The 21,793-nt window shown below is 72.1% G+C and carries 18 protein-coding genes and 1 riboswitch; of the genes, 10 read left to right on the top strand and 8 right to left on the bottom strand.

Annotation, left to right across the window (positions count from 1 at the left end):
* Positions 1 to 47: 47 nt before the first annotated feature.
* Positions 48 to 1,076, bottom strand: coding sequence for a sucrase ferredoxin (locus IG74_RS0122840; protein WP_078868968.1), 1,029 nt, complete (start codon positions 1,074 to 1,076; stop codon positions 48 to 50).
* A 33-nt stretch (positions 1,077 to 1,109) separates the two neighbouring features.
* A complete protein-coding gene (locus IG74_RS0122835; protein ID WP_030680377.1) occupies positions 1,110 to 2,378 on the bottom strand; it encodes a citrate synthase in 1,269 nt (422 codons plus the stop codon).
* Positions 2,379 to 2,498: 120 nt separating this feature from the next.
* Between IG74_RS0122835 and IG74_RS0122830 the strand changes: the two genes are divergently transcribed.
* Positions 2,499 to 3,674, top strand: coding sequence for a citrate synthase/methylcitrate synthase (locus tag IG74_RS0122830; protein WP_030680373.1), 1,176 nt, complete (start codon positions 2,499 to 2,501; stop codon positions 3,672 to 3,674).
* Between the two features lie 67 nt (positions 3,675 to 3,741).
* On the opposite strand, the gene IG74_RS0122825 is transcribed toward IG74_RS0122830, so the two are convergent.
* The 4 genes from IG74_RS0122825 to IG74_RS0122810 form a co-directional block, all read right to left on the bottom strand.
* A complete protein-coding gene (locus tag IG74_RS0122825) occupies positions 3,742 to 4,440 on the bottom strand; it encodes a DUF6082 family protein (protein ID WP_234334419.1) in 699 nt (232 codons plus the stop codon).
* Between the two features lie 93 nt (positions 4,441 to 4,533).
* On the bottom strand, positions 4,534 to 4,794 hold the full coding sequence (locus IG74_RS0122820; protein WP_030680367.1) for a hypothetical protein: 261 nt from the start codon (positions 4,792 to 4,794) through the stop codon (positions 4,534 to 4,536).
* A gap of 125 nt (positions 4,795 to 4,919) precedes the next feature.
* Positions 4,920 to 5,156, bottom strand: a complete 237-nt coding sequence (locus IG74_RS0122815; RefSeq protein WP_030680363.1) for a hypothetical protein — start codon at positions 5,154 to 5,156, stop codon at positions 4,920 to 4,922.
* Between the two features lie 138 nt (positions 5,157 to 5,294).
* On the bottom strand, positions 5,295 to 5,765 hold the full coding sequence (locus IG74_RS0122810; protein WP_324607507.1) for a DUF6082 family protein: 471 nt from the start codon (positions 5,763 to 5,765) through the stop codon (positions 5,295 to 5,297).
* A gap of 382 nt (positions 5,766 to 6,147) precedes the next feature.
* On the opposite strand from IG74_RS0122810, the gene IG74_RS49585 reads away from it, so the two are divergent.
* The gene (locus tag IG74_RS49585; protein WP_234334417.1) at positions 6,148 to 7,665 is read left to right on the top strand and encodes a CobW family GTP-binding protein; all 1,518 of its coding nucleotides are present in this window, start codon (positions 6,148 to 6,150) and stop codon (positions 7,663 to 7,665) included.
* A gap of 3 nt (positions 7,666 to 7,668) precedes the next feature.
* Here the strand turns inward: IG74_RS49585 and IG74_RS0122800 are convergent, their stop codons facing one another.
* Complete coding sequence (locus IG74_RS0122800; RefSeq protein ID WP_030680355.1) at positions 7,669 to 10,122, bottom strand: DNA gyrase/topoisomerase IV subunit A; 2,454 nt, start codon at positions 10,120 to 10,122, stop codon at positions 7,669 to 7,671.
* A gap of 375 nt (positions 10,123 to 10,497) precedes the next feature.
* On the opposite strand from IG74_RS0122800, the gene IG74_RS0122795 reads away from it, so the two are divergent.
* From IG74_RS0122795 to IG74_RS0122780, 4 genes are all read left to right on the top strand, one after another.
* On the top strand, positions 10,498 to 11,868 hold the full coding sequence (locus tag IG74_RS0122795) for a M16 family metallopeptidase (protein ID WP_030680352.1): 1,371 nt from the start codon (positions 10,498 to 10,500) through the stop codon (positions 11,866 to 11,868).
* Entirely contained in the window at positions 11,865 to 13,265 is a 1,401-nt protein-coding gene (locus IG74_RS0122790; RefSeq protein WP_030680349.1) for a M16 family metallopeptidase, read from the top strand. The genes IG74_RS0122795 and IG74_RS0122790 overlap by 4 nt, the downstream gene beginning before the upstream one ends.
* Positions 13,266 to 13,505: 240 nt before the next feature.
* A riboswitch (cyclic di-AMP (ydaO/yuaA leader) is annotated at positions 13,506 to 13,668 on the top strand.
* A gap of 12 nt (positions 13,669 to 13,680) precedes the next feature.
* Positions 13,681 to 14,526, top strand: coding sequence for a M23 family metallopeptidase (locus IG74_RS0122785; protein WP_030680346.1), 846 nt, complete (start codon positions 13,681 to 13,683; stop codon positions 14,524 to 14,526).
* A 304-nt stretch (positions 14,527 to 14,830) separates the two neighbouring features.
* Complete coding sequence (locus tag IG74_RS0122780; RefSeq protein WP_030680344.1) at positions 14,831 to 15,505, top strand: GntR family transcriptional regulator; 675 nt, start codon at positions 14,831 to 14,833, stop codon at positions 15,503 to 15,505.
* A 354-nt stretch (positions 15,506 to 15,859) separates the two neighbouring features.
* Here the strand turns inward: IG74_RS0122780 and IG74_RS0122775 are convergent, their stop codons facing one another.
* Positions 15,860 to 16,141 carry an HPr family phosphocarrier protein gene (locus IG74_RS0122775; RefSeq protein WP_003981826.1) on the bottom strand — a complete coding sequence of 94 codons (282 nt, stop codon included), beginning with the start codon at positions 16,139 to 16,141 and terminating at the stop codon, positions 15,860 to 15,862.
* Positions 16,142 to 16,320: 179 nt separating this feature from the next.
* Between IG74_RS0122775 and IG74_RS0122770 the strand changes: the two genes are divergently transcribed.
* From IG74_RS0122770 to IG74_RS0122755, 4 genes are all read left to right on the top strand, one after another.
* Positions 16,321 to 19,176, top strand: coding sequence for a bifunctional GNAT family N-acetyltransferase/acetate--CoA ligase family protein (locus IG74_RS0122770; RefSeq protein ID WP_078868967.1), 2,856 nt, complete (start codon positions 16,321 to 16,323; stop codon positions 19,174 to 19,176).
* 72 nt (positions 19,177 to 19,248) lie between these two features.
* Positions 19,249 to 19,854: a DUF5998 family protein gene (locus IG74_RS0122765; RefSeq protein WP_030680336.1), complete on the top strand. Its 606-nt coding sequence runs from the start codon at positions 19,249 to 19,251 to the stop codon at positions 19,852 to 19,854.
* A complete protein-coding gene (locus IG74_RS0122760; RefSeq protein WP_030680333.1) occupies positions 19,854 to 21,053 on the top strand; it encodes an alkaline phosphatase family protein in 1,200 nt (399 codons plus the stop codon). Before IG74_RS0122765 ends, IG74_RS0122760 begins: the two co-directional genes overlap by 1 nt.
* 51 nt (positions 21,054 to 21,104) lie before the next feature.
* Positions 21,105 to 21,782, top strand: a complete 678-nt coding sequence (locus tag IG74_RS0122755; protein ID WP_030680318.1) for a thymidine kinase — start codon at positions 21,105 to 21,107, stop codon at positions 21,780 to 21,782.
* Positions 21,783 to 21,793: the final 11 nt, after the last annotated feature.

Genomic DNA, 21,793 nt, shown 5'->3' with positions numbered 1-21,793 from the left:
CTGGCGCCTGCCGGGCGGCTCGTGCGCTCCCGCGCGCCCTTGTGCGCCTAGGCGAGCGCACTGCGAGCGGATGCGCCCCCGGTCTCGGCCCCGCTCCCGTCCACGGCCCCGCTCTTGGGCCCGTCCCCGTTCCTGTCGTCGTGCTTGTCCTCGGTCCCGGCCGGCACGGCCTCCGTGATCTCGCGGACCGCCATCACGTCCATCCGTGCCGGTGACCCCAGGGCCGCGCCGCAGCTCTCCGGGCGCGGCGGCAGCGAGGAGCCCTGGGCGACGGTGACCCGCCAGTGCCGCCCGTCGGTGTGGGCCACGGTGACCTCCCAGCGCGGGGCGTCGCCCGTCGTCCCTACGACGCTCAGGACGCCCGCGCGGTCCTCGTGGGCGGCGGCGCGCACCGCCAGCTCGGCGGCCTGCCCGGGGCGCTCCCAGGCGGAGTTGCCCCGGCAGCCCTCGGTGACGACGCGCCCTTCGCGCACCGCCTGCAGGACGCCCTTCACCGTGGGCGCCGCCGTCCGGCCGTACGCGTACCCGTACGGGAGCACCAGCAGGGTGGGGGAGAAGCGATGACCACCTAGATGAGTGATTTCCCAGACGCCTTCCTCGCCGGACGTGGCGAGTTCGGCGGCGAGCGGGCGGCCGAGCAGGGCGCAGCAGCGGTCCCGCTTGCCGTTCGTGCACACGAGCGCGAGCGGGGCGCCGGTGTGCGGGCGCCCGAAGCCGCCGTGGTCGCCCGCGCCGAGCGCCGCGAAGTCCAGGTCGAGCAACTGCCGAGGCTCGTCGATCACATGGGCGCGCAGCCAGGTGGCTCCCGGCGAGGTGTGGGCGATGAACACCCGGTGCCGTGCGGGCGTGTGACAGTCGGCGTGCCGTCCGGGGCGCCGGATGAGCGCGACCCGTACGCCCGTCGACTCGGCCGCGCGCTCCAGTGCGCGGCCGACCTCCGGGTCCAAGTGGCTCGACGTGAGCGCTTTGGCACCCCAAGGGCCCGGCTGTTCCAGGAGCAGCCACGTCTTGGCGGTGGCCGCGGTGCCCGCGAGGGGTTCGCTCAGGTCCCGCGATGCGGTGGCGCAGGTACTCACGGAGGTGAGCCTAACCTGCGGCCCCGGCCGGATTCACGCGTCCTGCTTGGTGGGCAACGGCTGCGGCGGGCGCTGTCCGACGTACTGGCCGACAGGACGCATCCGCATCGGCCGCTCCTCGTACTCCTCCAGGGCGTGCGCGATCCAGCCGGCCGTGCGCGCCACCGCGAAGACCGTCTCGCCCGCCTCCGCGGGCATGCCGGACGACACGGTGAGGACGGCGAGCGCGAGGTCGATGTTGGCGTGCAGGTCGGTGTGGCGGGCGGTGGTGGCCACCACGTCGCGCGCCGCCGCGAGCGCGGGCCCGGCCTTGGGCATCACTTCGAGCAGGCCGAACAGTGCCTGGGCGCGCGGGTCCTCGCCCGCGTACACGCGATGGCCGAGGCCGGGAACGCGACGGCCCGCGCGCAGCTCGTCCGCGACGACGGGTGCCGCGCTGCCCCGGTCGAGGACCTCCAGGAGCATGCGGTGGGCGAGGCCGCTCGCCGCGCCGTGCAGGGGGCCCTCCAGGACGCCGAGGCCCGCCGACACCGCCGCGTAAGGGTGGGCGCGCGCGGACGCGGCCACGCGGACCGCCAGCGTGGATGCCGCGAGGTCGTGGTCGACGAGCAGCGCGAGGGCGGTGTCCAGGGCGTGGAGCGAGGCCTCGTCGGGCTTGCGGCCGCTCAGCCGCCCCCACAGCCGTCCGGCCAGCGGGCCGCCGTCGCGGTGCGTCGGCAGGAGGGGCGGGAGCGCCGCGACCATGGTGGGAATCAACGTGCGGGCCGTGCCGACGACCGCTTCCTCGGAGAGGTCGAAGCGGAGCGGGTCGGCGGCCGCCGCCGAGATCGCCGCCACGCGCAGCCGGTCCGTGGGGGCGCAGTGCGCGGGCAGGGCGCGTACGGCGAGCCGCGCGGCACCCGCCGGCTCGGGCGGTGCCGTGAAGTGGATGCCCGGGCGCAGGACGCCGGTCCACAGCCACTCGGCGACCTCTTCGTAGGAGTGGCCCAGGGCCAGCTCGGCCGCGTCGACGCCGCGGAAGTAGTAGCGGTCCTTGTCGATCAGGGTGATGCGGGTGCGGACGGAGAGCTCGTTGGCCGAGGTCGCGACGGCGGGCTCGCGGCGGTTTCTGCGCGCGAGGGCCCGCACCTCCTTGGGGTCGAAGGTGCTGCCGCGCCCTCCGGGGCCGCGGCGGCTGCTGAGCTGGCCCCGGCTCACGTACGCGTACACGGTCTCGGGCTTCACGCCGAGCAGCTCCGCGGCCTCCTTGGTGCTGATCCGCCGACCTTCGTGCGCGACCGCACCCGCTTCTTGATCCGTCATGGGCGTCACCGTATCTGCGTCCGGACAGCTGTATTTACATATTGATTCAATCAACATTGACAGAAATTGAGTCAAGCATGGACAGTCGAATCAAGTCCAGGGAGGAAGTCGAGGAACACCATGCCGATCAATGGCTCCGCCGCCACCCCCACCGCGCCCGTCGAGGTCCCCCGCGGCCTCGCGGGTGTCGTCGTCACCGAGACCCAACTCGGCGACGTCAGGGGATACGAGGGCTTCTACCACTACCGCCAGTACTCCGCCGTGGAGCTCGCGCAGACCCGCGGCTTCGAGGACGTCTGGCACCTGATGTTCCACGGCACGCTGCCCGACGCCGCGCGGCGGGCCGCCTTCGCCGAGCAGACCGCGGCCCTGCGGCACCTGCCGGAAGAGGTGCGCGCGGCGCTGCCCGCCATCGCCCGCGCCAGCGCGCTCTCCGGTCCGCTCTCCGGGCTGCGTACCGCGCTCTCGCTCTTCGGTGCCTCGAAGGGCTTCCGGCCGGTGTACGACATCGACGGCGACCGGCGCCGCGCCGACGCGCTCGCCGCCTCCGCCGTCGTGCCGACCCTGCTCACCGCGCTGTACCGGCTGGGCCAGGGCCTCGACCCGGTGGAGCCGCGCGACGATCTGTCGTACGCCGCCAACTATCTCTACATGCTCACCGGTTCCGAACCGGACGCCACCCGGGCCCGGGCCGTCGAGCAATACTTGATCTCAACCATTGATCACGGCTTCAACGCGTCAACCTTCACGGCTCGCGTCATCACGTCGACGGGTGCGGATGTCGCGGCCTGTCTCGTCGGTGCCGTCGGCGCGCTGTCCGGGCCCCTGCACGGTGGCGCCCCCAGCAGGGCCCTGGACACGCTCGACGCGATCGGCACGCCCGACCGCATCGACTCCTGGATCCGGGAACGCGTACGAGCGGGCGAGCGGATCATGGGCTTCGGGCACCCCGTCTACCGCACCGAGGACCCGCGCTCCCGCATGCTCCGGGGCATCGCGCAGCAGTTCGGCGGCGAGCTCGTGGAGTTCGCGGTGGAGGTCGAGCGGCAGGTCGAGGCCATCCTCGCGGAGCTCAAGCCGGGGCGCGAACTCCACACGAACGTGGAGTTCTACGCGGGCGTGGTCATGGAGCTGTGCGGGCTGCCGCGCGAGATGTTCACGCCGACGTTCGCGTCCGCGCGCGTGGTGGGCTGGAGTGCCAACATCCTGGAGCAGGCGGAGGACTCGAAAATCATCCGGCCCGCGGCCCGGTACGTGGGGCAGGAGCCGCCGGTGGCGGTACCGCCGTTGGATTGAGGTGGGTGCGGCCACGGGACGGGCCGGCTGGGTGGCGGACGGAGCCGGGCCGACGGAGCGCCCTCGTTCACGCTGTGGACGGGGGCGCCCCGCGGCGCTGGTCGGCCAGAGCGCGCTCGAAGACCCGGAACATGCGGCCCTCCGCGCTGTCGGCCGGCAGTTGGCTTTTGTGCTCACGCGTGGCGTTCCAGTAGCGCAGGAAGGTAGGGCTGGACAGCAGGCTCGACGCGTAGACGACGAGGTCTTCCTCGGTGAAGGTGCCCCAGCTCAGCGCCAGGACGTAGTGATTGAAGGTCAGATTGGAGAACAGGTTCTGACGCAACTCCGTGGTCGACTCACGGGGGAGGTCGTCCCATACCTCGGCCAGGTCGGGGTTGTTCATGACCATCTCCGTCAGTTGCACATGGAGTGCGCGCATGTCTGCCTCGGCGCTCCGGTGCAACTCCGCCCGCGACGCCGACAGTTCCTCGCGCTGGTGCGCGAGCTCCTGCCGCTGCATGCGCAGTTCACGCTGTTGCAGGAGCAGTGTGGCGATGAGCAGAAGGAGGGCGACCCCGGAGAAGACGGCGCTCACGCCGCCGAAGTAGTCCCCGATCTGACTTCGCTTCTCCGCCGCCCTGCTGCCGCCGTTGGCGGTCTCCACGCCCCGTATCAACAGGCCGCTCACGACGATGGACGCCAGGCCCACGAGCGCGATGCCGACAGTGACGGCGGTGGTCCACAGGAAGATGGTGCGTGCCGAACGCCATGCGTGTTGACCTGGCATCAGTCACCCCTGGGCGAGAGTCTTCCCAGGGGTGGGTACAGAAAACGGCGCCCGGGATGGTGGGTGCCGCAGGGTGATGGATCCGTCGACGGGCTATGCGTCGGGGATGTCTGCCTTGGCCCGAATGAGGGTCTCTCGGCTGATCACGACGATGCGTTCGTAGTCGGCGCGAGCTGCGTCGGCGGGCAGCTCGCCGTCGAGGTCCGCGGTCATCTCGGTCCCGATCACGAGGAAATTGCCATCGGTCAGTTCGAAGATGTCCGGGCAGTTGGCGCCGGCGAGGCTGCCCCGCTCACGCGGGGGAGGGCCTATTCGACGGAGGATTTCGGGCACAGCGGATCTCCATGGGTGCATGAGGTGGGGTGGAGCGCAGAGCGAGCGGAGCGAGGGGAGGCACCTGTGGTGAGGGATCACTCACGTGAAGGTGGCTCGGGGGCGGAGCGCCGGAGTCGGGCGTCGCGTCCTGCTCCGGTTGCCGATCAGGCGTCGGGGATGTCTGCCTTGGCCCGGATGAGGGTCTCTCGGCTGATCACGACAATGCCTTCGTAGTCTGCGCGTGCGGCGTCGGCGGGCAGTGCGCCCGTGAGATCCGCGGTCATCTCGGTTCCGATCACGGCGAAATCGCCATTGCTCAGTTCGAAGATGTCGGGGCACGTCTGGCCCGTGGCGCTGCCCCGCTCGCGGGGAGAGGCGCCGATGCGGCGCAGGATGTTCAAGGGGATCCTGGTCCTTGGGTGATAGACGGAAGGGCGATGACAGATTAACCCTGAATGTCCATCTCAGGGAGCTGTGGAGTGCTCCAACTGGATTCATCTCAAGGGCGGTTAGATCCCCGCCTGGCGATGGGGTCCCGGCTAGTCGGTGGGCGGGTGCCCGACCACCCACCACTCGTCCGTATCCGCTTCTCGGAGCTCCCGCGCCAGACCGTCCAGGACGCGCCCCACCTCCGCCTCCTCCGACGAGCGGCGCAGGCTGGCACGGTGGTGGCGGGTGGCCTCCCAGTACGCGCGGAAGACCGGGTTCTGACACATCACCCGAAGGTGTCCGTAGAGCTCTCCCAAGCTCATGGCCCCGGTCCGGTACGCGTGCAGAGCGTTGGTGTAGAGGGCGTTGGCGAACAAGAACTGGCGCTGCCTGTCCGGCGGCACCTCGCTGTCGTAGGTGTCCAGGACCGCGGCCAGCGCCTCGTCCTCCATGGCTTTGCAGAGCAGGGCGAAGTGCAGACGGTGCTGCTCGGTCAGGGCCATGTTCCTGCGTAGCCGCGCGGCCGCGAGAGTCAGTGCTCCAGTCGTGAGCGCGAGCCCCGCCACCGCGGCCGGACCCACCCCCCGTATCCAAGATGTTTGTGTGGTCATGTCAACCCCCGAATCAGGCGACCGTCCGCCGGTCTTCGGGCGCGGGGCGGCAGGGCGGACCGGCGAGCGATGGGCGGCGCTTGCCGTCTCCCAGGGTGCCGAGCGGCTCTGATCGGCCGGGAGGCGGAGAGGAGGCGCACGGAAGCACGGCAGGAATCCGGGCTCTGACATCCCTGCGCCGTGCCCAATGTGTGCCCCGTCGGCGCCGCACGGAATCGTTCGCCTACCGGCACGTCTACGCGCACATATCCTGGAGTGGTGTTCAAATGCCGTACATGCTCGTCGCCTGCGAGGTGTACGCGTCTTGAGCGACTTGATCCACCTTGATGTGTGTTGATGCGAGGGGCCACACGTGCGTGAGCAGCAGATTCCAGTCGTCGTCCTCACGGGATTCCTGGGGTCCGGCAAGACGACACTGTTGAATCATCTGCTGCACCGCAGCGGCGGCAGCCGCATCGGTGCGATCGTCAACGACTTCGGCTCCATCGAGATCGACGCCATGGCCGTCGCCGGGCAGCTGGGCGACTCCACCGTGTCCCTCGGCAATGGATGTCTGTGCTGTGCCGTGGACGCCAGTGAACTCGATGTGTATCTGGAACGGCTCGCCCGGCCCTCTGCCCGCATCGACGTCATCGTCATCGAGGCGAGCGGCCTCGCCGAGCCGCAGGAACTCGTGCGCATGGTGCTCGCCAGCGAGAACCCGCACATCGTGTACGGCGGTCTGGTGCAGGTCGTGGACGCCGCCGAGTTCGACAGCACCAGGGAGCGGCACCCCGAGGTCGACCGGCATCTGAAGATCGCCGACCTCGTCGTGGTCAACAAGGCCGACCGGGTACCGGCGGGGGAGCGCGACCGCGTCCTGGACGAGGTGCGCCGCCACACCGACCGGGCCGCCGTCGTCGCCGCCACGTACGGGCGCGTGGACGTGGGGCTCCTCCTGGACCGCAAGCCGGTGGGGGAGCGCATCGGCCAGCTCTCCTTCGACGACCTGCACGACCACGGCGAGGCCGAGGAGCGCCCCCTCGGAGACCGCGACCACGGCCTCGACCACGACCACGGCCCCGACCGTGACCGCGCCCCCGACTACGACCGCGCCGCTTCGTGCAGCGACCCCGAGCACGCCGCCCTCCACGGCGACTGCGGACACACCGACTGCGGTCACACCCATCTGCACAGCGGCTACGAAAGCCTCGCCTTCACCTCCGAAGCGCCCATGAACCCCCGCCGCCTCATGGAGTTCCTCGACAGCAGGCCCGAGGGGCTCTACCGCATCAAGGGGTACGTCGACTTCGGTGCCGCCGACGCCCGCAACCGGTACGCGGTGCATTCCGTGGGGCGGTTCCTGCGCTTCTACCCCGAGCCGTGGGAGCCCGGCGAGAAGCGGCTCACGCAGCTCGTCCTCATCGGCTCCGGCATCGACGTACCGGAGCTGCACGGCGGGCTGACGCTGTGCCGGGAGAACGACGAGGACGCCCCGCACGCGGATGAGTTCGGCATGTGGGGCGTGCTGCGGTACGTACAGGAGCCGGAGGCGGAGGAGGCGCCGGAGCCCGAGAGCGAGGGCGGCGCCGCGTCCATGGCCGGCTCCGGGCCCGTGGCCGGGCTGGATCCTGCCTCGGCCCCCGACACCGCCGCCGTCGACCCGTACGCCGAGCCCGACTACGCCGATTCCGACGAGGGCCTCAACCCGTACGCCGACCCCGACGCCGATCTCGACTTCGGCTCCGACCTCGACCCCGAAGCCGAGATCGACCTCGAACCCGAAGTCGGAGCCCACCTCGACCCGGGGGCCGCGCCCGACCCCGAGCCCGAAGTCGAAGCCGACTTCGGCCCGGAGGCCGCCCCCGACCCCCGAGCCGACCGCCGCTGACTGCTACACCGGCCCCGCCACCGCGGCCACCGGCTTCGCCAGGGAGACGCCGGAGCCGTCCCGGCGCGGGTCGGGCTCCGGCAGCTCCGTCGGGGTGCCCGTGCGCTGCGCCGCGCGCGGCGGCGTCGGGCCCGCCCAGGCGAAGCTCAGGCAGTCCTCGCCCTTCAGCAGGCGCTGGCAGCGCACGCCGCCCGTCGCGCGCCCCTTGCGCGGATACTGGTCGAACGGCGTGAGCTTCGCCGTCGTCTGCACCGAGTCATCGAGCGTGCCGCGCGAGCCCGCGATCGTGAACACCATGGCGTCCGCCGCCGGGTCGACCGCCGTGAAGGAGATGACCTTCGCGCCCTGTGTGAGCTTGATGCCCGCCATACCGCCCGCCGGGCGGCCCTGCGGCCGCACCTGCGCTGCCGGATAGCGCAGCAACTGGGCGTCGTCCGTGATGAAGACCAGGTCCTCCTCGCCCGTGCGCAGCTCCATCGCGCCGACGACGCGGTCGCCGTCCTTGAGGGTGATGACCTCCAGCTCTTCCTTGTTCGCCGGATAGTCGGGCACCACGCGCTTGACCACGCCCTGTTCCGTGCCGAGCGCCAGGCCCGGGGAGGACTCGTCGAGCGTCATCAGGCAGATCAGCTTCTCGTTCCCCTCCAGGGAGAGGAGCTCGGTGACCGGGGCGCCACCCGAGAGGTTGGGCGCGGACGCCGTGTCCGGGAGCTGCGGCAGGTCGACCACGGAGAGTCTGAGGAGGCGTCCCTCGGACGTCACCGCGCCCACCTCGCCGCGCGCGGTCGTCGGCACCGCCGAAACGATCACGTCGTGCTTGACGCGCTTGCCGTCGCCCTCCGCGAAGGGCTCGCCGTTGGCCGTGCGGGCCAGCAGACCCGTCGAGGACAGCAGGACCCGGCACGGGTCGTCGGCGACCTGGAGGGACACCGTGGGGGCCGGGGAGCCGGAGGACTCCAGGAGCACCGTGCGCCGCTCCGTGCCGAACTTCTTGGACACGGCGGCCAGTTCCGAGGAGACCAGCTTGCGCAGCTCCGCGTCCGACTCCAGGATGCGGGTCAGCTCGTCGATCTCCGCGTTCAGCTTGTCGCGCTCGGACTCCAGCTCGATGCGGTCGTACTTGGTGAGGCGGCGCAGCGGGGTGTCCAGGATGTACTGCGTCTGCACCTCGGTCAGCGAGAAGCGCTCCATCAGGCGCTCCTTGGCCTGCGCGCTGTTGTCGCTGGAGCGGATGAGGCGGATGACCTCGTCGATGTCCAGGAGGGCGATGAGCAGGCCCTCCACCAGGTGCAGCCGGTCGCGCTTCTTGCCGCGGCGGAACTCGCTGCGGCGGCGCACCACGTTGAACCGGTGGTCGAGATAGACCTCGAGGAGCTCCTTGAGGCCGAGGGTGAGGGGCTGGCCGTCCACCAGCGCCACGTTGTTGATGCCGAAGGACTCCTCCATCGGCGTCAGCTTGTACAGCTGCTCCAGGACGGCCTCCGGGACGAAGCCGTTCTTGATCTCGATGACCAGGCGCAGGCCGTGCTCGCGGTCGGTGAGGTCCTTGACGTCGGCGATGCCCTGGAGCTTCTTGGACCCCACCAGGTCCTTGATCTTGGAGATGACCTTCTCCGGGCCGACGCTGAACGGCAGCTCCGTGACGACCAGGCCCTTGCGGCGCGCGGTCACCGCCTCCACGGAGACCGTCGCGCGGATCTTGAAGGTGCCGCGCCCCGTCTCGTACGCGTCCCTGATGCCGGACAGGCCGACGATCCGGCCGCCCGTGGGCAGATCGGGGCCCGGGATGTGCTTCATGAGCGTCTCGAGGTCGGCGGCCGGGTGCTTGATCAGGTGCCGGGCGGCCGCGATGACTTCGCTGAGGTTGTGCGGCGGCATGTTCGTCGCCATGCCTACGGCGATGCCGGACGAGCCGTTCACCAGGAGGTTCGGGTAGGCCGCCGGGAGGGCTACCGGCTCCTTCTCCTGGCCGTCGTAGTTCGGCGTGAAGTCGACCGTGTCCTCTTCGATCGACTCCGTCATGAGGGACGTGGCGTCCGCCATGCGGCATTCCGTGTACCGCATCGCGGCGGGCGGGTCGTCGTTCCCCAGCGAGCCGAAGTTCCCGTGGCCGTCGACCATGGGCAGGCGCATGGAGAACGGCTGCGCCATGCGGACGAGCGCGTCGTAGATGGACGCGTCGCCGTGCGGGTGCAGCTTGCCCATGACCTCGCCGACGACGCGGGCACACTTCACATAGCCGCGCTCCGGGCGCAGGCCCATCTCGTTCATCTGATAGACGATGCGGCGCTGCACCGGCTTCATGCCGTCGCGGGCGTCGGGCAGGGCGCGGGAGTAGATGACCGAGTAGGCGTACTCGAGGAAGGAGCCCTGCATCTCGTCGACGACGTCGATGTCGAGGATCTTCTCCTCGAACGAGTCGTCGGGCGGTGGGGTCTTCGTGCTGCGGCGGGCCATCGCTGCTGCGGCTCCTTCACCAACAAGTGCGGGATCTGACGCCGACCATTGTGGACCGTCCCACTGACAACCCCGACCACGACCCGGTCGGGGCCGCGCGGCAACCAGGCGGTCGGCGGCGTGGCGCGGGCACGCCAGGGCCGTCCGACGCCCCCGCGGAGCACCGCGAACCGGCCCGGAGCGGCGGCCCGCACCGGGCCCCGCCCGCCGCCCGCGCCCTGCCCGCGCCCCGTACACACCCAGCCGCGATCACGCCCACGGCGAACACCGACTAATCGGAGCGCGGATCGGGAACTTCGCCAGGGGTCCGCGGGCTTGCATACAGTGGCAGGACCGGCAAAAGCTATTGAGGATTCAGCGATCGAAGGGACGTACATGCCCATGGGTCACACGGCCACAGCCGCGGCAGGCTCCGGCGGTCTGACAGCGACCGAGCACCGCCTTGCCAACGGCCTGCGCGTGGTGCTCTCCGAGGACCACCTGACCCCGGTCGCCGCGGTGTGCCTCTGGTACGACGTGGGCTCGCGCCACGAAGTCAAGGGGCGTACCGGTCTGGCTCACCTCTTCGAGCACCTGATGTTCCAGGGCTCGCAGCAGGTGCACGGCAACGGTCACTTCGAACTGGTGCAGGGCGCCGGCGGCTCGCTGAACGGCACCACCAGCTTCGAGCGCACGAACTACTTCGAGACCATGCCCGCGCACCAGCTGGAGCTCGCCCTGTGGCTGGAGGCGGACCGCATGGGCTCCCTCCTCTCGGCACTCGACGAGGAGTCCATGGAGAACCAGCGCGACGTGGTGAAGAACGAACGCCGCCAGCGCTACGACAACGTCCCCTACGGCACGGCCTTCGAGAAGCTCACCGCCCTGTCGTACCCGGAGGGCCACCCCTACCACCACACCCCGATCGGCTCCATGGCCGACCTGGACGCGGCCACCCTCGAGGACGCCCGCAATTTCTTCCGCACGTACTACGCGCCGAACAACGCGGTCCTGTCCGTGGTCGGTGACATCGACCCGGAGCAGACGCTCGCCTGGGTCGAGAAGTACTTCGGCTCCATCCCCGGGCACGACGGCAAGCAGCAGCCGCGCGACGGCTCGCTGCCCGAGCGCATCGGCAAGGAGCTGCGCGAGGTCGTCGAGGAGGACGTCCCCGCCCGCGCCCTGATGGCCGCCTACCGCCTGCCCGAGGACGGCACGCGCGCGTGCGACGCGGCCGACCTGGCCCTGACGGTGCTCGGCAGCGGCGAGTCCTCGCGGCTCTACAACCGCCTGGTGCGCCGCGACCGCACGGCGGTGACCGCCGGGTTCGGCCTGCTGCGGCTCGCCGGTGCGCCGTCGCTCGGCTGGCTCGACGTGAAGACCTCGGGCGACGTCGAGGTCCCCGTCATCGAGGCCGCCGTCGACGAGGAGCTCGCCCGGTTCGCCGAGGAGGGCCCGACCCCGGAGGAAATGGAGCGGGCCCAGGCACAGTTGGAGCGCGAGTGGCTCGACCGCCTCGGGACGGTCGCGGGCCGCGCGGACGAACTGTGCCGGTTCGCCGTCCTCTTCGGTGACCCGCAGCTCGCCCTCACCGCCGTCCAGCGCGTCCTCGACGTCACCGCGGCCGAGGTCCAGGAGGTCGCCAAGGCCCGCCTGCGCCCCGACAACCGCGCGGTCCTGGTGTACGAGCCGGTGACCGCCGCGGAGGACGCCGACGGGACCCAGGAAGCCGCCGAGACCCAGCAGGAAGAGGAGGCGGCGAAGTGACCGAGGCCGCGACCATGCAGTTCCACGCGCAGCCCCAGGCGGGCACGGCCAAGCCCTGGGCCTTCCCGGCCCCCGAGCGCGGCGCCCTGGCCAACGGCCTGACGGTGCTGCGCTGCCACCGCCCCGGCCAGCAGCTCGTCGCCGTCGAGATCCACCTCGACGCGCCCCTGGACGCCGAGCCGCAGGGCCTGGACGGCGTGGCCACGATCATGGCCCGGGCGTTCTCCGAAGGCACCGACAAGCACTCCGCCGAGGAGTTCGCCGCCGAGCTCGACCGCTGCGGCGCCACGCTGGACGCGCACGCCGACCACCCCGGTGTCCGGCTCTCCCTCGAAGTGCCCGTCTCGCGCCTGCCGAAGGCCCTGGGCCTGCTGGCCGACGCGCTGCGCGCCCCCGCCTTCGAGGACGGCGAGATCGAGCGCCTCGTCCGCAACCGCCTGGACGAGATCCCGCACGAGACCGCCAACCCCGCGCGCCGCGCCGCCAAGGAGCTGGCCAAGCAGCTCTTCCCGGCCACCTCGCGCATGTCGCGCCCGCGCCAGGGCACCGAGGAGACGGTCACCGCCATCGACTCCGCGGCCGTACGCGCCTTCTACGAGAAGCACGTGCGCCCCGCCACGGCCACCGCCGTCGTGGTCGGTGACCTGACCGGCACGGACCTGGACGCCGTCCTCGCCGACACCGTCGGCGCCTGGACGGGCGGTTCGGCCGAGCCGCACGTGATGCCCCAGGTGACCGCCGACGACACCGGGCGCGTCGTCATCGTGGACCGCCCCGGCGCCGTCCAGACGCAGCTCCTCATCGGCCGCGTGGGCGCGGACCGGCACGACATCGTCTGGCCCGCGCAGGTCCTCGGCACGTACTGCCTGGGCGGCACCCTCACCTCGCGTCTGGACCGCGTCCTGCGCGAGGAGAAGGGGTACACGTACGGCGTGCGCGCCTTCAGCCAGGTGCTGCGCTCCGCGGCGCCGCGGTCACCGGAAGGCGCCCCGGGCGTCGCCATGCTGGCCATCAGCGGCTCCGTGGACACGCCGAACACGGGCCCGGCCCTCGACGACCTGTGGAAGGTGCTGCGCGTCCTGGCCGCCGAGGGCCTCACGGACGCCGAGCGCGACGTCGCCGTGCAGAACCTGGTGGGCGTGGCCCCGCTGAAGTACGAGACGGCCGCGGCCGTCGCCGCCACGCTCGCCGACCAGGTGGAGCAGGAGCTGCCGGACGACTTCCAGGCGAGCCTGTACCGGCAGTTGGCCGGGACCGGCACGGTGGAGGCCACCGCGGCCGTCGTGAGCGCGTTCCCGAGCGACCGGCTGGTGACGGTGCTCGTCGGTGACGCCGCGCAGATCGAGGAGCCCGTGCGGGCCCTCGGCATCGGCGAAGTGACCGTCGTCACCGGCTGATTGCCCCCGCCCGGCCGCGCTGGGCAAACCGGTACGAACACCGCGTAACTCAAGGGACCCCGGAGGCTTAGGAAGCCTCCGGGGTCCCTGCATGCTGCCATATGTCCGAATTGGCATGGAGGTTGGGTGTCTGCCGTGTGGCGTGCGCTACAAAAGGCAGGATCCGTTTGTCGATTGAAAGATGAGGCGTTTAGCGTCAATGCGGCTGCCCGTCAGGCACCAAGCCGCGTCCGCGGCACCGGACAGTCATCGCCGAGTCCCCGTACGGCGTGAGCCAGGGGAGCCGGGGACCCACACGTCCCCTGGGGTGAATCGGTCCCCTTGCCGCGAGGCGAGGAGTCCGTAGGAGACCTTCCTGCTCCGAACCCGTCAGCTAACCCGGTAGGCGAGAAGGAAGGAAAGGACCAGCCGCTTCATGGCGCTCATCCGCCCGACCGGCAAGCACCGCCGCCCGAGCCGCATCTCGCGCACCACCGCAAGCGCCGCGGGCGTCGCCGCCCTCACCACCACCGGTGTCATCTCGGGCCTGGCCGCTCCGGCACTCGCCGCCGACTCCTCCGCGGACCACGCGAGCACCGGCCTCACGCAGGCCATCGCCATCAACGACACGCTGGCCGACGAGATCGACGCCCAGGCCGCCGCCCAGAAGCAGGCCGCCAACGACGCCGCCGCGCAGAAGAAGGCCGAGGAGGCCGCGCGCCACAAGGCCGCCGAGCAGAAGCGCAAGGCCGAGGCCGCCGCCAAGGAGAAGGCCGAGGAGAAGGCCAAGAAGGAGGCCGAGGCCAAGGCGGTGAAGGAGGCCAAGGAGCGGGCCCGTGAGCGCGCCGCCCGCGACGCCGAGCGCAAGCGCCTGAACGCCTACGTCGCCCCGGTCGCCGGCTCGTACGTCTCCACCTCCTACAAGGCCGGCGGCGGCATGTGGTCCTCCGGCAGCCACACCGGCATCGACTTCCACGCCGCGTCCGGCACCTCGGTGCAGGCGGTCGGCGCGGGCACCGTCGTCGAGGCGGGCTGGGGCGGCGCCTACGGCAACAACGTCGTGATCAAGATGAACGACGGCACGTACACCCAGTACGGCCACATGTCGTCCCTCAGCGTCACCGTCGGCCAGGCCGTCACCCCGGGCCAGCAGATCGGCCTCTCCGGGTCCACCGGCAACTCCTCCGGGCCGCACCTGCACTTCGAGGCCCGCACCGGCGCCGACTACGGCTCGGACATCGACCCGATCGCGTACCTGCGCTCCCACGGCGTGAGCGTCTGACGCCCCACGGCGTGCGCACCTGACGTCCCACGCCGCGAGCGGCTGACGCTCCCACGGCGTGCGCGACCCATCCGCGCCCCGCGCACTTCCCGAAAGCCCCGGCTCGCCGAGCCGGGGCTTTCGGCGTCGGCGCCCCGCGGCCGCACAACCTTTGGCCAAAAGATATCCATGGATTCCGGTGCCCCATCGGAAAATGCGGCCATCTGCAATAGAGTCCGTGGCGACAGCGTCCATAGAGTTGCCGCACCAGCGTCTTCAACGCGTCGCGCGACGCGTTTCGCGGGCATTAAAGCGGAGGTCCGTCATGCGCATTCCCGCGCACTCGGTCTGCACGGCCATCCGGGACGACATCGTCTCCGGTGTCTACGAACGCGGCACGCGGCTCACCGAAGAACTCCTCGCCCGCCGCTACGGCGTCTCCCGCGTCCCCGTGCGCGAGGCCCTGCGCACCCTGGAGGCCGAGGGCTTCGTCGTCACCCGCAGGCACGCGGGCGCCTGCGTCGCCGAGCCGACCGAGCAGGACGCCGCCGACCTCCTGGAGGTCCGTACGCTCCTGGAGCCGCTGGCGGCCGCCCGTGCCGCGCAGCGCCGCACCGAAGCCCATCTGAAGGTCCTGCGCGGCCTCGTGCGGCTCGGCCAGGAGCGGGTCCGGCGCGGCGGCGGCGAGGACCTGCGCTCGCTGGACGGCTGGTTCCACGAGACGCTCACCCAGGCCTCCGGCAGCCCCGGCCTCATCGCCCTGCTCACGCAGCTGCGCCACAAGGTCGCCTGGATGTACGTGGCGGACGCGCCGGTCGTGGCCGCGGAGCTGTGGGCCGGGCACGCCGCGGTCGTCGACGCGGTCGCCCGCCAGGACGCGGACCGGGCCCGCGCGCTCACGCTCCTGCACGCCGAGCGCACGGCGTCCGCGTACCGGCCGCGCGCCGGGCGCGTGAGGGGTTCGCAACACGCCGTCAACAAAGTGGGCGTACGGAATTAACAGGGACCCCGTACACAGGACTCGTATACGAGATGCGCGTACCGGACCTCATACCCGGCGTCCGGGAAAGCCCGGCATACCGGCGTGGGAATTCACCGCCGGATTTTCCCGCCACCACACGGTGTTTGTTCCACCGGCTCGCGCCACCGGCTCGTGAATTCACGCCGCGCCTTTGCCGGCGGCGACATCACAGGTTGAGCGGCGCCCTCGGGCTCCGCAACACGAGGCGCTCCGCAACACGGCGGCGCTCCGCAACACGACGGAGCCGCGCAACACGACGGAGCCCCGCAACACGACGGAGCCGCGCGGCCACCAAGTGGTCCGCGCGGCTCCGGCGCGCTGTGTCCGACAGTGTCAGACGGTCTCCGGGAGCTCCTCGAGGCCCTCGGCGACGAGCTTCGCCAGCCGGTCCAGGGCGGCGTCCGCGCCCTCGGCGTCAGAAGCGAGCACGATCTCCTCGCCGCCCTGCGCGCCCAGGCCGAGCACCGCGAGCATCGAGGCCGCGTTGACGGGGTTGCCGTCGGCCTTGGCGATCGTCACGGGGACGCCCGAGGCCGTGGCCGCACGGACGAAGATGGATGCGGGCCGGGCGTGGAGGCCCTCGGCCCAGCCGACGTTGACGCGGCGCTCAGCCATGTGTTGCTGCCCTTCCAGGTGTCTCACACTTGTCTAGACCAGTGTCTCATGTCGACCCGGGTGCTCCCGCAGGGCCGGTGCCGCGCTGCCCCACGACCCGCCTCCCGCCACCCGACCGCCTTTCGACCCCTCCTACATTGCCCCGGCCCGGGCGGCCGCGCGACCCGTACCCTGGCCCCATGCAGACCCCTGCGGACGGCCCAGCGCACACCTCGTCGGACAGCGCCGCGCCCGCCCCGCGGGACCAGCACCCCTACCCCTCCCACTGGGAGGCCGACGTAGTGCTGCGCGACGGCGGCACCGCCCGCATCCGGCCCATCACGGCCGCCGACGCGGACCGCCTGGTCAGCTTCTTCGAGCAGGTCTCGGACGAGTCGAAGTACTACCGCTTCTTCGCGCCCTACCCCCGCCTTTCCGCCAAGGACGTGCACCGCTTCACGCACCACGACCACGTGGACCGCGTCGGACTCGCGGCCACCGTCGGCGGCGAGTTCATCGCCACCGTCCGCTACGACCGCATCGACGCCCAGGGCCGCCCCGCCTCCGGGCCCGCCGACGAGGCCGAGGTCGCCTTCCTCGTCCAGGACGCCCACCAGGGCCGCGGCGTCGCCTCCGCGCTGCTCGAACACATCGCGGCCGTCGCCCGCGAGCGCGGCATCCGCCGCTTCGCCGCCGAGGTCCTGCCCTCGAACACCAAGATGGTGAAGGTCTTCACGGACGCCGGATACCAGCAGCAGCGCAGCTTCGAGGACGGCGTCGTCCGCCTCGAACTCGACCTGGAGCCCACCGACCGCTCCGTCGCCGTCCAGCGCGCCCGCGAACAGCGCGCCGAGGCAAGCTCCGTCCAGCGGCTGCTCGCGCCCGGCTCCGTCGCGGTCATCGGCGTCGGCCGCGCCGGGGACAGCGTCGGCCGCGGCGTCCTGCGCAACCTGCTGCGCGCGGGCTTCACCGGCCGCGTCCACGCCGTCAACCGCGCCTTCACCGACCAGGCCGTCGCCGAGGGCGTCGAGGGAGTCCCCGCCCACCGCTCCGTGCGCGACATCGCCGGGCCCGTCGACCTCGCCGTCGTCACCGTCCCCGCCGAGCATGTGCCGGAAGCGGTCGCCGAGTGCGGCGAACACGGCGTCCAGGGGCTCGTCGTCCTCTCCGCCGGATACGCCGAGAGCGGCCCCGAAGGACTCGAACGCCAGCGCGAACTCGTCCGCCGGGCCCGCTCCTACGGCATGCGCCTCATCGGCCCCAACGCCTTCGGCGTCATCAACACCGCGGCCGACGTACGCCTGAACGCCTCACTGGCCCCCGAACTCGCCGCCGCGGGACGCATCGGCCTGTTCACCCAGTCCGGCGCCATCGGCATCGCCCTGCTGTCCCGGCTGCACCGCCGCGGCGCGGGCCTTTCGTCCTTCGTCAGCGCGGGCAACCGCGCCGACGTCTCCGGCAACGACGTCCTCCAGTACTGGTACGACGACCCGGACACCGACGTCGCGCTCATGTACCTGGAATCCATCGGCAACCCCCGCAAGTTCACCCGCCTCGCCCGCCGCGCCGCCGCCGCGAAGCCCCTCGTCGTCGTCCAGGGCGCCCGGCACAGCGGCATCGCCCCCACCGGCCACGCCGGGGCCGCGACCCGGCTCCCGCACGCCACCGTCTCGGCGCTGCTCCGCCAGGCCGGGGTCATAAGGGTCGACACCGTCACCGAACTCGTCGACGCCGGGCTCCTGCTCGCGGGCCAGCCGCTGCCCGCCGGACCCCGCGTCGCCATCCTCGGCAACTCCGAGTCCCTCGGCCTGCTCACGTACGACGCGTGCGTCGCCGAAGGCCTGCGCCCGCTGCCCCCGCGCGACCTGACCACGGGCGCGACGCCCGAGGACTTCCGGACCGCGCTCGGCGCCGCGCTCGCCGCCGACACCTGCGACGCGGCCGTCGTCACCGTCATCCCCTCGCTCGGCGAATCGAGCCGCAAGGGCCAGGGGGAGACCCTGGCCACCGCCCTGCGGTCCGCCGCGGCCGCGTGTCCCACCAAGCCCGTCGCCGTCGTCCACGTGGAGCTCGGCGAGCTCGCCGAGGCCCTCTCCGCCGCCGCGAGCACCAAGCCACGCGCCGCCGCCCGCCCCGACGACCGGCCGCCCGCCGCCCCGCCCGCGGCCGACGCCCCGCCACCGCACGCCCGCATCCCCGCCTACCCCGCGGCCGAGCGGGCCGTGCGCGCCCTCGCCGAAGCCGTCACCTACGCCCAGTGGCGCCACGACATCGCCGACCCCGGCAAGGTGCCCGAGTACGACGACATCGACGAACAGGGCGCCGCCGACCTGATCGCGGGCCTCCTCGCCAAGGGCGAGGACCCGCACGGCCTGACCCTCGACCCGGACGACGCCCGCGACCTGCTCGGCCGCTACGGCATCCCCGTCCGCCCCGTCCTGCCCGCGCCCGACGCCGACGCGGCCGCCGACGCCGCCCGCAGGCTCGGCTACCCCGTCGCCCTCAAGACCACCGCCCCGCACCTGCGCCACCGCCCCGACCTCGGCGGCGTACGCCTCGACCTCGCCGACGAGGAGCAGCTGCGCCGCGCCTACCGCGAGCTCACCCAGGCCCTCGGCCGCCCGGCCGAGCTGCGGCCCGTCGTGCAGGCCATGGTCGCGCGGGGCGTCGACACCGTCGTGCGCGCGGGCCACGACCCCGCAGCCGGGGCGGTCATGTCCTTCGGCCTCGCGGGCGCGGCGTCCGAACTCCTCGGGGACACCGCCCACCGGCTGATTCCCGTCACCGACCGGGACGCGCGCACCCTCGTGCGATCGATCCGGACCGCTCCCCTCCTCTTCGGCTGGCGCGGTTCGGCCCCCGTGGACACCCCTGCCCTCGAAGAGCTCCTCCAGCGGGTCTCGCGCCTCGTCGACGACCACTCCGAAGTGGTCACCGTCTCACTGGAACCGGTGGTCGTCGCCCAGGACGGCCTGTCCGTCCTCAGCGGCACCGTCCGGCTCGCCCCGCCGCCGGCCCGCGACGATCTGGGGCCGCGCACCCTGCCCGCCTACTGACGAACCCCGCGGCGCCCGCCGAGGCGGCCACCGCGCACCTCGGGGCAGGCGCCGGGCCGTAGGATGGGCGTCATGGCAAAGACCGGTACCACGACCCAGGGGCTGCGCGCGGCGATCGAGCGCAGCGGCTACTACCCGGCCCTCGTGGCCGAGGCGGTGGAGGCCGCGGTCGGCGGCGAGACCATCGGGTCGTACCTGGTCCACCAGGAGACCACCTTCGACGCCAACGAAGTACGGCGTCACGTGACGGTGCTCGTCCTCACCGACACCCGCTTCATCGTCAGCCACACCGACGAGCAGGCGGCCGACAGCACCTCGCCGACTCCGTACGCCACGACCTCCACCGAGTCGGTGAAGATCGGCCGGATCTCGTCGGTCGTCGTCAGCCGCGTCGTCGCCAACCCCGAGAAGTACGTTCCCGGCTCCCTGCCCCGTGAGGTCGTCCTCACCATCGGCTGGGGCGCCGTGTCCCGCATCGACCTCGAACCGGCCGCCTGCGGCGACCCCAACTGCGAGGCCGACCACGGCTACACGGGCAGCTCCACCGCCGACGACCTCAGCCTGCGCGTCAGCGAGGCCGGCGACGGCCCCGACACGGTCCGCCAGACCCTCGCCTTCGCCCAGGCCCTCTCCGAGGCCACGGCGGCCACCGCCGGCAGCACGGGCGCCGCCCGCTGATGGTCACAGCCGACTGGACCGGCGGCTGGGACGACGCCCAGCCCCTGGACCTCGCCACCGCGCCGCTGCCCGAGTACGGCACCGGGTCGCTCGCCGACCTGCTGCCCACCCTCGTCGCCCACCAGGAGGTCGACGGCTTCGCGCCGACGATCGCCGAGCTGGCCCCCGCCGACCGGAACTGCGTCTTCCTCATCGATGGGCTCGGCTGGGAGCAGCTGCGCGCCCACCCCGCCGAAGCGCCCTTCCTGACCTCGCTCCTGGCCTCCTCGCGCGGCGGCACCGGACGCCCCATCACCGCGGGCTTCCCCGCCACCACGGCCACCTCCCTCGCCTCCGTCGGCACCGGCCTGCCCCCGGGCGCCCACGGCCTGCCCGGGTACACCGCCCGCAACCCCGACACCGGCGAGCTGATGAACCAGCTCCGCTGGAAGCCGTGGACCGACCCGCACGCCTGGCAGCCGTACCCCACGATCTTCCAGCGGGCCCACGAGGCGGGCGTCCACACCGCCCAGGTCTCCTCGCCGACCTTCGAGCACACGCCGCTCACCAAGATCGCCCTGAGCGGCGGCACCTTCCGCGGCCGGCTGTCCGGCGAGGACCGCATGGACCTCGCCGCCGAGCAGCTCGCCGCCGGTGACCGCTCCCTGGTCTACACGTACTACGCGGAGGTCGACGGCAAGGGCCACCGCTTCGGCCTCGACTCCGACGCCTGGCGCGGCCAGCTCATGTACGTCGACCGCCTCGTGCAGCGCCTCGCCGAGCAACTCCCGCCGCGCAGCGCCCTGTACGTCACCGCCGACCACGGCATGGTCGACATCCCCTTCGACGAAGAGTCCCGGATCGACTTCGACGAGGACTGGGAGCTGTGCGCGGGCGTCGCGCTGCTCGGCGGCGAGGGCCGTGCCCGGCACGTCTACGCCGTCCCCGGTGCCGAGGCCGACGTCCTCACCGTCTGGCGGGAGGTCCTGGGCGAGCGCTTCTGGGTGGCCGGACGCGAGGAGGCCATAGCGGCGGGGTGGTTCGGCCCGCGCGTCGACGAGCGCGTCCACGGCCGCATCGGCGACGTCGTGGCCGCCGCGCACGACGACGCCCTGATCATCGCGTCCCGCACCGAGCCCCACGAGTCCGCGATGGTCGGCAACCACGGTTCCATGACCCCCGCCGAGCAGCTCGTACCGCTGCTCGAAGTACGCTCCTAGCCGCCCGGCGCCCCCGCACCCCCCCACACGATGAAAGGCCCTCAACTCCCCATGCCTGAGCTGGTGTTCTTCTCCGGAACGATGGACTGCGGGAAGAGCACCCTCGCGCTGCAGATCGAGCACAACCGCTCGGCACGCGGCCTCGAGGGGCTGATCTTCGCGCGCAACGACCGCGCGGGCGCGGGCAAGCTCTCCTCCCGTCTCGGCCTCGTCACCCAGGCCCTCGAAGTCGCCGACGGCCTCGACTTCTACGCCCACCTCGTCGAGCGCCTCTCCCAGGGCGGCCGCGCCGACTACGTCATCGTCGACGAGGCGCAGTTCCTCACCCCGGAGCAGGTCGACCAGCTCGCGCGCGTGGTCGACGACCTCGGCCTGGACGTCTTCGCCTTCGGCATCACCACCGACTTCCGCACCCGGCTCTTCCCCGGCTCCCAGCGGCTCGTCGAGCTCGCCGACCGCATAGAGGTCCTCCAGGTCGAGGCCCTGTGCTGGTGCGGCGCCCGTGCCACCCACAACGCCCGCACCGTCGGCGGCCACATGGTCGTCGAAGGCGCCCAGGTCGTCGTCGGAGACGTCAACCACGCGGCCGACGAGGTGGGTTACGAAGTCGTGTGCCGCCGTCACCACCGCCGTCGCATGACCGCCGCGTCCGCCCACGCGGGCGCCCTGTCGCCGGACGTCCTGCCGCTCGACAGCGACAGCGCCGTGGGCACCCTGGAACGCTCCTAGGGCACCCGCGC

Origin of the sequence: Streptomyces sp. NRRL B-1347 (assembly GCF_000720325.1) — a bacterium.
GTDB lineage: Bacteria > Actinomycetota > Actinomycetes > Streptomycetales > Streptomycetaceae > Streptomyces.
Note: the sequence above shows the minus strand (reverse complement) of the source record. Positions and strands in the feature narration are given on the sequence as shown.